The sequence below is a fragment of the Xanthomonas sp. LMG 12461 genome, from assembly GCF_009192935.1.
GTDB lineage: Bacteria > Pseudomonadota > Gammaproteobacteria > Xanthomonadales > Xanthomonadaceae > Xanthomonas_A > Xanthomonas_A sontii.
On the sequence record NZ_NQYT01000075.1, the window covers coordinates 22,729 to 33,011 of the forward strand.

Consider the following 10,283-nt stretch of genomic DNA (forward strand, 5'->3'; position numbering starts at 1 on the left):
CCCCCCTGTGGGAGGGGCTTCAGCCCCGACGCGATCCCCCAACGCACATGCATCCGGTCTTTGATCTCGGTAAAGCGGCCGCCGTGTTCGTTGCCGCCGCAGGCCCAGGGTGTTTGTCCCGAGCCCCGGCTCTTCAACCGTCCAGCTCGCTCCACCGCGCATACGCCGCATCCAAGTCCGCCTGCGCCTGGCTCAAGGCCTGGGTGTGCGCGGTCACCGCCGCCGCGTCGCGCTGATAGAACGCCGGGTCGGCCATCGCCTCGGTCAGCGCCGCGACCTGCTGTTCCAGCGCTTCGATCCGCGCCGGCAACTGCTCCAGTTCGCGCGCGTCCTTGTAGCTGAGCTTGCGCTTGGCCGGCGCGGGTGCCGGCGCCGCTGCAGCGGCCGCCACCGGCGTGGTCGCCGCCGCGGTGGCCGAGGCCTTGGCCACCGCCATCGCGCTGGCCGGCGTCGCCGGGCGCTGGCGTACCCAGTCGCTGTAGCCGCCGACGTATTCGCCGATGCGGCCGTCGCCTTCCATGACCATGGTCGAGGTGACCACGTTGTCGATGAAGTCGCGGTCGTGGCTGACCAGCAACAGCGTGCCGCTGTAGTCGCCGAGCAGTTCTTCCAGCAGCTCCAGGGTTTCCACGTCCAGGTCGTTGGTCGGTTCGTCCATCACCAGCAGGTTGGACGGCTGCGCGAACAGCCGCGCCAGCAGCAGGCGGTTGCGCTCGCCGCCGGACAGGCGGGTGATCGGCGCGCGCGCACGCTCCGGGGTGAACAGGAAGTCCTGCAGGTAGGCGTGCACGTGCTTGCGCTTGCCGTTGACCTCGATGAAGTCGCGGCCCTCGGCCACGTTCTCGATCGCGCTCCAGTCCTCGCGCAGGGTGGCGCGGTACTGGTCGAAATACGCCACCTGCAGATTGGTGCCGGCGCGCACTTCGCCCTGGTCCGGGGCCAGTTCGCCCAGCAGCAGCTTCAGCAGCGTGGTCTTGCCGCTGCCGTTGGGGCCGATCAGGCCGATACGGTCGCCGCGCAGGATGGTGGTGGAGAAGTCGCGCACCATGCTGCGCGCGCCGAAGGCGAAGCTCAGGTCCTTGGCCTCGATCACCTTCTTGCCGGAGGACTCGCCCTGCGCGGCCTCCATGCGCACGTTGCCGCCGAGTTCGCGGCGCTGGGTGCGCTCGCGGCGCATCGCTTCCAGCCGCCGCACCCGACCCTCGTCGCGGGTGCGCCGGGCCTTGATGCCCTGGCGGATCCACACTTCTTCCTGCGCCAACAGCTTGTCGAAGCGCGCGTTCTCCTGCGCCTGCGCATTGAGCCGCTCCTCGCGGCGGCGCTCGTAATTGGCCCAGTCGCCCGGCCAGCTGCTGACCTGGCCGCGGTCGATCTCGACGATGCGCGTGGCCAGGGCACGCAGGAAACGCCGATCGTGGGTCACGAACACCACGCTGCCGTTCCAGCCCTTGAGGAAGCCTTCCAGCCAGTCGATGGCCTCGATGTCGAGGTGGTTGGTTGGCTCGTCCAGCAACAACAGGTCCGGCGCCGAGACCAGCGCGCGCGCCAGCAGCACGCGGCGCTTCATGCCGCCGGACAGCCGCGCGAATTCGGCGTCGCCGTCCAGTTCCAGGCGAGTCAGGGTCTCGTTGACCCGCTGGTCCAGCGCCCAGCCATTGGCGCCATCGATCTTGGACTGCACGGCGCCCAGCGCATCGCCGTCGAACTCGGCGGCATGGCTGAGCCGATGGAACTCGGCCAGCCAATGGCCGAGTTCGCCCAGGCCGTCGGCGACCACGTCGAACACGCTGCCGGCGGCGCCGTGCGGCACCTCCTGCTCCAGCCGGGCGATGCGCACGCCCTGCTGCACGCGGACCTCGCCATCGTCGGGCTTGAGCTCGCCGGCAATGAGTTTCATAAGGGTGGATTTGCCGGCGCCGTTGCGGCCGATCAGGGCGATGCGTTCGCCCGGCTCGATCGACAGGTCGGTCTTTTCCAGCAGCAAGGGGCCGCCGACGCTGTAGTCGAGGTTCTGCAGAGTGATAAGAGGCATGCCGTATTGTACGGGACCCGGGACCCGGGACCCGGAAAGCAAAAAGCGGCGCGTCGTGCGAGTCGAAATGCCCTTTTGCTGTTGACGTTCCGGGTCCCGGGTCCCGGGTCCCGGCCCCACCAGCTAAAATGCCGCATGAACGATTTCGCCACCCTCTCCCTTTCCCCGGCGCTCGCGCCCGGCATCGACGCACTCGGCTACACCCGCATGACCCCGGTGCAGGCGCAGAGCCTGCCGCCGATCCTGGCCGGCCAGGACGTCATCGTGCAGGCGCCCACCGGCAGCGGCAAGACCGCAGCGTTCGGCCTGGGCCTGCTGCACAAGCTGGATCCGGCGCTGAGCCGCGCGCAGGCGCTGGTGCTGTGCCCGACCCGCGAACTGGCCGACCAGGTCGGCAAGCAGTTGCGCAAGCTGGCCACCGGCATTCCCAACATGAAGCTGGTGGTGCTGACCGGCGGCATGCCGCTGGCGCCGCAACTGGCCTCGCTGGAGGCGCACGACCCGCAGGTGGTGGTCGGCACGCCCGGCCGGATCCAGGAGCTGGCGCGCAAGCGCGCGCTGCACCTGGGCGGGGTGCGCACGCTGGTGCTGGACGAGGCCGACCGCATGCTCGACATGGGCTTCGAGGAGCCGATCCGCGAGATCGCCAGCCGCTGCGACAAGCACCGGCAGAGCCTGCTGTTCTCGGCCACCTTCCCCGAGGAAATCCGCGCCTTGGCGCGGGACCTGCTGAAGGAACCGGCGGAAATCACCGTCGAGGGCGCCGACAGCGCGCCGGAGATCGACCAGCATTTCTTCGAGGTCGACCCCACCTACCGGCAGAAGGCGGTGGCCGGCCTGCTGCTGCGCTTCACCCCCGAGTCCAGCGTGGTGTTCTGCAATACCCGCAAGGAGGTCGACGAGGTCGCCGGATCGCTGCAGCAGTTCGGGTTCTCCGCGCTGGCGCTGCATGGCGACATGGAACAGCGCGACCGCGACGAGGTGCTGGTGCGCTTCGTCAACCGCAGCTGCAACGTGCTGGTCGCCAGCGACGTGGCCGCGCGCGGGCTGGACGTGGAAGACCTGGCGGCGGTGATCAACTACGAACTGCCGACCGACACCGAGACCTACCGCCACCGCATCGGCCGCACCGCGCGCGCCGGCAAGCACGGCCTGGCGCTGAGCCTGGTGGCGCCGCGCGAGACCGCGCGCGCGCAGGCGCTGGAAACCGAGCAGGGCCAGCCGCTGCGCTGGTCGCGCGCGCCGCTGGCTACCGCACGGCCGGCGCAGCTGCCGCAGGCGGCGATGGTCACCCTGCGCATCGACGGCGGCAAGACCGACAAGCTGCGTCCCGGCGACATCCTCGGCGCACTGACCGGCGATGCCGGGCTGTCCGGCGCGGCGATCGGCAAGATCGCGATCTACGCCACACGCTCCTACGTCGCCATCGCCCGCGCCCATGCCGGCAAGGCGCTGGCGCAGCTGCAGGCCGGCAAGATCAAGGGCCGCCGGTTCCGGGTCGCCAAGCTGTAAGTGCCGAAATATGAATGAGTTATCATGCAAGAGGCTTGCAAGAGGCTTGCAAGAGGCTTGCAAGAGGCTTGTAGCCGCGACGTCGCGCTTGCCGGCGATCAGGAAGACCACGCGTTCAATTTCATCAAGTACGTCCATCGTTATCTGGCCCGGACGTAGTGGTGATTCAACCGGCGCTTAGACTTGGCCACCTTGGCCGTAGCTACTGCCGACTGCAGCGCGGATTAGGCCATGGCCCAAACGTCGCCTTTGTGATGCGCCGCTCTTGCCGCTGAAACAGCGTGATCTGCAGGTAATTTTTCGCCTCAATCGCGGCCCGATTTAATCCAACAACCCGCCCACCAATCGCTAATCCTTTCCAGAAAAATCTTGGCTCCGTATCACATTTCGAATCTCTTTCAATTCCTCTCCGCTCGAGCGCCAGCCTGTCAATACAGCAAACAACGCACTTTTTTTAAAAAAATAGAACCGTGGAATTGCATAGAAATTTATTTCTGGCCACTCCGAGTTGTCGAACGCCACCTTCAATGACTGCCTTGGATGATCTTCTTGCCACTTAAGAAAATCATTAGACTTCAAAGGCGTATCCCCAGATGCAAGCCAGATGGCATTTGCTTTTTCGAAAGCCTTCCTAATCTCCTCGTCGGCATCGATAGAAGACGCTGCATCACTCGCGAAGTGGCAACCAGCAACCACGACAATCTGCAGCTCATGCTCGATAGGCTGAGATTCATAAATGAATTTTCTTATATTTTCGTCAAATGCTATTACCTTGCGGAAATCCCTGCCACTCAATCCTTGTTGAAGAATTACAGAACTCTCGTTCAACTTATCCAGGACGCTGTTAGCAGTAGTACCCGGCGTAAGATCTTCCGCCTTGTGAAACTCGCGGTATGATTCAAACGTCGTACGCATTGCATCAATGTCGCCTTCCTCCAACTCATGACGCTTCTTTAGAACAGCGTAAGAAACCTCCATGTCCCTGACATATCCTGCCCCATGGAGTCCCTCGCTGAGGTTTGCATAGAAAGCTAACTCAGCGGATGCATCGAACAAGGCTCTTACGTCCTTTACAGACAGCGAATCAACGCCTTTTAACTGGGGTCCAATGAGCTCGCGATACCGTTCAGAGATGTACTTGAACCTTGCCTGGGGAGCCGCATCAAATTTTGAACCCGACTGCCAAACTTCGCTTATGACATCAGCCACCGAAGCACTTTCAGCAAAAGCATCAGCACATACAAAGAGGCTGGGCACAAAAAACGCCCAGCCACAAACACCACCTAAAATAAAAGCCTTCACACCTGCGCCTTAAGGGTCACAAGCCCGTGAACAGACGCTCTTATATCGAGGCTGACATTCACGCTGCTTTGTGGATCCGTTAATAACGCATACTCTACCTTCACCTAGACCCATCGGAGTCGCGACCGGAGCATTTGAATCAATGATTTTTTTCTCAATGGAATTTTTTGCGACGACCCCAGGAATAGCAGAGATAGTTTTTTGAGCACCAAAAATGCTCAAAAGTTCATAGATTTGTTGAACACTAAGATAATCAGACAAAGAAGCATAAGAGTAAGATGCGAGACCTTTCTCCGTAAAAACCAGACTTTTTCTGAACGAATCTTGCACACTTACTGGCAACTTAAAAAAGACAGAAGAAGGCGTTGCAGACAAGTATAGAGAGAATTTTTCCTTTGAGTTTACCGGCGCGGTAGCCAACTCCACCTCTTGTTGCAGTAGCAGCACTTCATCAACATACGCTGCCTGACTCAAGGGCGCCGCAGCGTCTTCCGCATAAGCCCCAAATGAAGCCATCAGAGATATAGCCAGGAAAATGGATTTAACCGCCATGTTTCACCTTTTTATGGTTTAAATAAATTATTTATCAAGACCAAAAACCGGAATTTCATGACACGCAATCAACTTGCCCCATGAGGCAATACAAGTTGATTTAATCACACAAATCAGAACGCAATGGACAAAACGATCAAAGATCTTCAGAAGGATCTAAACAAGTCCAAACTTCGAGGTGTGAAAACTAGGAAGCTGCCGTTATCGTTGGGTTGAAATTTGGAGTAGTGACTTGTTCGGAAGTTCCTCAGGAAAGGTGCGTACAAGTGAGCAGTGTTTCCGCAGCGCCAACCAATGCCTTCCAATGTCTTTTGAAGAATAGGCCCCAAGCTTGCCCCAAGTCAAGCAATGGCCGCAGCACCCATTTGTCAGGCGATCCTCAGAGACATATGAACAATATGCCCCAGCCGCGATGACGGCATCTTCGGTGCTGGACCAGGCATTGCCAGCGGCTTGGATCGGCGACGCATTAGCGCGGAACCACCGAAGTCAATATCCGCGTCAGCGCTGTTTCGAGTTTGGTTGAGCCGATGACGCTGTTCATCCGGGGATTGCGGGCTTCACCACACCCGGCTGTGCGCAGCCGGCTGTGCGCAGGATGACCAATCGTTTGCCAACTTCATCAGGACGTTTTATACCAAGGTCACACCGACCTGACCCCATTGCGGGAACGTGTTCGCGATAGTGCGTAGTGCTTGACACCAATAGCCGCAGGCTTGAACGCCTCTCCCAGCCAGGCGGTCTGGCAACTGCGCATCATCGACGGCAACCACGTGCCGGTCAGCGACAAGCAACTCGCCGCCCTGCGCGAAGTTCGCAGAGCGGCGCTATCCAGCCACAGTGTGATCGATCGCGCCTGCCCACAGCGGTCGAGCGAAGCGCCTTCCTCAATAGATCAGCGTCGCCAGCAGCGGCATGGTCTCGCTCCAGCGATCGCGTCCACGCAGCGCCTGCAGTTCCACCAGTACCGCGGCGCCGACCACTTCCAGTTCCAGTTGCTGCGCCAACGCCAGGGCCGCGCGCAAGGTGCCGCCGGTGGCGAGCACGTCATCGACCAGCAGCACGCGCGAACCGGCCGGCAGCGCATCGGCGTGCATTTCGATGCGGTCGCTGCCGTACTCCAGCGCGTACTCCTGGGTCACCGTCCTGCCCGGCAGCTTGCCCGGCTTGCGCACCGGCACGAAGCCCGTGCGCAGTTCGTGCGCCAGCGCCGCGCCCAGGATGAAGCCGCGCGACTCGATGCCCAGCACCGCCTGCAGCGGCGTGGTGCGCCACGGACGTGCCATCTCGTCCAGCGCCGAGGCGAAATCCGGGCCGTCGGCCAGCAGCGGGGTGATGTCCTTGAACACGATGCCCGGCTTCGGGAAATCAGCGATATCGCGAATGCGGCCGGACCAGTGGGCCGGTGCGTCGCTGGGCGCGCCGCAGCAGGAGGAATCGTTCATCGCACAGCCGTATGGCGTGGGGGAACGCAAAGTCTAGTCGCAAGGCGGCACCGCGTCGCGGAGCCGCCTCGTCGGTCTACGACTTACGCCGCCGCTGCGCTCGCGTCCTGCCGCGCGGACCCGCGAAACAGGCCGCGCACCAGCACGAAGAACAACGGCACCAGCAACACTGCCAGCACGGTGCCGGTGACCATGCCGCCGATCACGCACACGCCGATCTCGCGGCGGCTGGAAGCGCCGGCGCCGGTGGACAGCGCCAGCGGCAGCACACCGGCGACGAACGCCAGCGAGGTCATCACGATCGGTCGCAGGCGCAGCCGCGCGCCTTCCAGCGTCGCCTCCAGCAACGGTCGCCCGGCACGCTGCCGCGCCTCGGCGAATTCGACGATCAGGATCGCGTTCTTCGCCGACAGGCCGATCGTGGTCAGCAGGCCGACCTGGAAGTAGATGTCGTTGACGAAGCCGGCCAGGGTGGTCGCCAGCACGGTGCCGACCACACCCAGCGGAATCACCAGCAGCACCGCCACCGGGATCGACCAGCTTTCGTACAGCGCCGCCAGGCACAGGAAAATGAACAGGATCGAGGCGGTGTACAGCCACAGCGTCTGGTTGCTGGACAACTGCTCCTGGTAGGACAGCCCACTCCATTGCAGATCGAAGCCCTCCTGCTTGGCCACCAGCGCCTGCATCCGCTGCATCGCCTCGCCGGAACTGCTGCCGGCCGCCGCGCCGCCCTGGATCTGCGATGCCGGCAGGCCGTTGAAGCGCTGCTGCAACTGCGGGCCGCGGGTCCAGTGGGTGCTGGCGAAACTGGCGAACGGCGCCATCTGCCCGCCGCTGCCGCGCACGTACCACTGCGCGATGTCCTCCGGCAGCGCGCGGTACGGCGCATCGCCCTGCACGTACACGCGCTTGACCCGGCCGCGGTCGATGAAGTCGTTGACGTAGCTGCCGCCCCAGGCGGTGGCCAGGGTCGCGTTGATGTCGCTCTGCGCCAGGCCCAGCGCGCTGGCCTGGGCGTGGTCGATGTCCACCTGCAGTTGCGCCTTGTCGCCCAGGCCGTTGAGCCGCACCGCGGTCAGCTGCGGATCGTCGCCGGCCTCCTTGAGCACCTGCTGCTGCGCCTTCAGCAGCGCCGCGCGGCCGGCGCCGTCGCTGTCGCGGATCCACAGTTCGAAGCCGCTGGACTGGCCCAGGCCGCGCACCGCCGGCGGCGACAGCACGCTGATCTTGGCGTCGCCGACACCGCGGAAATGCGCGTTGGCGCGGTCGATGATGGCCTGCGCGGTGTTGTCGCGGTTGCGCTCGCCCCACGGCGTGAGCGCCACGAAGGCCTGGCCAGCGTTCTGCCCGGTGCCGGCGTTGTTGCGGCCGACCACCATGAAGATCGCGGTGAGATTGGCCTTCTCGTGGGTCATGAAGTAATCGCTGATGCGCTTGCCCAGCGCCTGGGTCTTGGCCAGCGGCGTGCCTTCCGGGGTGGTGAACTGGATCTGCACCTGGCCCTGGTCCTCCACCGGCAGGAAGCCGGTCGGCATGCGCATGTACAGCACCACCATCGCCAGCGCTACCAGCGCATACAGCGCCATCCAGCGCCGCGGCCGCTGCAGCACCGTGCCGAGGCGGCGCTGGTAGGCCTGCTGGCCGCGCTCGACGCTGCGGTTGAACCACTGGAAGAAACGGCCGAGCTTGCGCTCCTGCTCCACCGGCTTGAGCAGGGTCGCGCACAGCGCCGGGGTCAGGGTCAGCGCGACCAGCGCCGACAGCGCCATCGCCGAGGCGATGGTGATGGAGAACTGCCGGTAGATGATGCCGGTGGAGCCGCCGAAGAACGCCATCGGCAGGAACACCGCGCCCAGCACCACGGTGATGCCGATCAGCGCGCCGGTGATCTCGCCCATCGAGCGCTCGGTAGCCTCGCGCGGCGGCAGGTGTTCCTCATGCATGATCCGCTCGACGTTCTCCACCACCACGATGGCGTCGTCGACCAGCAGGCCGATCGCCAGCACCATCGCGAACAGGGTCAGCGTGTTGATGGTGAAGCCTGCCGCGGCGAGGATGCCGAAGGTGCCCAGCAGCACCACCGGCACGGTGATCGCGGGGATCAGCGTGGCGCGCGCGTTCTGCAGGAACAGGAACATCACCACCACCACCAGCACGATGGCCTCGGCCAGGGTGTGCACCACGTTCTCGATCGAAATGCGCACGAACGGCGTGCTGTCGCGCGGATAGGCCACGTCCAGGCCCGGCGGGAAGGTCGGCTTGAGCCGTTCGATGGTGGCGTGGATCGCATCGGAGGTGGCGATCGCATTGGCGCCGGCGGACAGCGTCACCGAGAAGCCGGACGCCGGGTGGCCGTTGAGCGTGGCGTTGTTCTGATAGTTCTCCGCGCCGATCTCCACCCGCGCCACATCGCCCAGGCGCACGCTGGAACCGTCCGCGCGCGTGGCCAGGATGATCTGCCGGAACTGCTCGGGCGTCTGCAGCCGCGACTGCGCGGTGACCGTGGCGTTGAGTTCCTGCTCGGCGCCGGTGGGCAGCGCGCCGAGTTCGCCGGCGGTGACCTGGGTATTCTGCGCCAGGATCGCGCTGCGCACGTCGCCGGGCATCAGTTGGTAGGCATTGAGCTTGTGCGGGTCCAGCCACACCCGCATCGCGTACTGCGCGCCGAACACGTTGATCTCGCCGACGCCGTTGATGCGGCTGATCGGGTCCTGCAGGGTGCTGACCAGGTAGTCGGAGATGTCGACGTTGTCCATGCGGTCGGTGCGGTCGTAGATCGCCACCGCCATCAGGCTGTCGCCCTGCGACTTGGCCACGGTCACGCCCTGCTGCTGCACTTCCTGCGGCAGCCGGTTGAGCGCTTGGTTGACCGCGTTCTGCACCTGCACCTGGGCGATGTCGGGATTGGCCGCCTGGTCGAAGGTGATGCTGATCCGCGCCTGCCCGGACGAGGAACTGGTCGAGGAGAAGTACAGCAGGTGGTCGATGCCCTTGATCTGCTGTTCGATCACCTGGGTGACGCTGTCCTCCACGGTCTGCGCCGAGGCGCCGTTGTAGGTGGCGGTGACATTGACCGAGGGCGGCGCGATGTCCGGGTACTGCTCGATCGGCAGGGTGAACACGGCGATGGCGCCGGCGGCCATGATGCAGATGGCCAGGACCCAGGCGAAGATCGGGCGGTGGATGAAGAAACGCGGCAGCATGCCGGCTCAGCCCTGGCCGGCGGCAGGCGCGGCCGCGGCGGCGGCGGTCTTCACCGTCACCTTGGCACCGTCGCTGAGGCCCTGCCGGCCCGCCACCACCACCCGCTCGCCGGGCTTGAGGCCATCGCCGACCAGCCAGCGGTCGCCGACCGCACGCAGCGTGGTGAACTCGCGCTGGCGCACCACGTCGTCGGCGCCCACCACCCAGGCCACCGCCTCGCCGCGCGGGGTGCG

General features: G+C 64.2%; 6 protein-coding genes and 1 pseudogene. 1 reads left to right on the top strand and 6 read right to left on the bottom strand.

What is annotated here, in order from left to right; all coding sequences use genetic code 11:
• Positions 1-133 precede the first annotated feature (133 nt).
• Complete coding sequence (locus CEK68_RS18285) at positions 134-2,032, bottom strand: ATP-binding cassette domain-containing protein (RefSeq protein WP_152240229.1); 1,899 nt, start codon at positions 2,030-2,032, stop codon at positions 134-136.
• A gap of 135 nt (positions 2,033-2,167) precedes the next feature.
• On the opposite strand from CEK68_RS18285, the gene dbpA reads away from it, so the two are divergent.
• Positions 2,168-3,544: an ATP-dependent RNA helicase DbpA gene (gene dbpA / locus CEK68_RS18290; RefSeq protein ID WP_152240230.1), complete on the top strand. Its 1,377-nt coding sequence runs from the start codon at positions 2,168-2,170 to the stop codon at positions 3,542-3,544.
• 348 nt (positions 3,545-3,892) lie between these two features.
• Here the strand turns inward: dbpA and CEK68_RS18295 are convergent, their stop codons facing one another.
• From CEK68_RS18295 to CEK68_RS18315, 5 genes and pseudogenes are all read right to left on the bottom strand, one after another.
• Complete coding sequence (locus tag CEK68_RS18295; RefSeq protein WP_152240231.1) at positions 3,893-4,846, bottom strand: hypothetical protein; 954 nt, start codon at positions 4,844-4,846, stop codon at positions 3,893-3,895.
• A gap of 9 nt (positions 4,847-4,855) precedes the next feature.
• Positions 4,856-5,398: a hypothetical protein gene (locus CEK68_RS18300; protein ID WP_152240232.1), complete on the bottom strand. Its 543-nt coding sequence runs from the start codon at positions 5,396-5,398 to the stop codon at positions 4,856-4,858.
• Between the two features lie 887 nt (positions 5,399-6,285).
• Positions 6,286-6,843: an adenine phosphoribosyltransferase gene (locus CEK68_RS18305; RefSeq protein ID WP_152240233.1), complete on the bottom strand. Its 558-nt coding sequence runs from the start codon at positions 6,841-6,843 to the stop codon at positions 6,286-6,288.
• 83 nt (positions 6,844-6,926) lie between these two features.
• The gene (locus CEK68_RS18310) at positions 6,927-10,049 is read right to left on the bottom strand and encodes an efflux RND transporter permease subunit (RefSeq protein ID WP_152240234.1); all 3,123 of its coding nucleotides are present in this window, start codon (positions 10,047-10,049) and stop codon (positions 6,927-6,929) included.
• Positions 10,050-10,055: 6 nt separating this feature from the next.
• Positions 10,056-10,283 (bottom strand): annotated as a pseudogene (locus CEK68_RS18315) (efflux transporter periplasmic adaptor subunit); the annotation flags it as partial.

Excerpts from the sequence above, each read along its gene's own strand:
- CEK68_RS18300 (WP_152240232.1), bottom strand. The coding sequence starts at position 5,398 with ATGGCGGTTAAATCCATTTTCCTGGCTATATCTCTGATGGCTTCATTT.
- CEK68_RS18305 (WP_152240233.1), bottom strand. The coding sequence starts at position 6,843 with ATGAACGATTCCTCCTGCTGCGGCGCGCCCAGCGACGCACCGGCCCAC.
- CEK68_RS18310 (WP_152240234.1), bottom strand. The coding sequence starts at position 10,049 with ATGCTGCCGCGTTTCTTCATCCACCGCCCGATCTTCGCCTGGGTCCTG.
- dbpA (WP_152240230.1), top strand. The coding sequence starts at position 2,168 with ATGAACGATTTCGCCACCCTCTCCCTTTCCCCGGCGCTCGCGCCCGGC.
- CEK68_RS18285 (WP_152240229.1), bottom strand. The coding sequence starts at position 2,032 with ATGCCTCTTATCACTCTGCAGAACCTCGACTACAGCGTCGGCGGCCCC.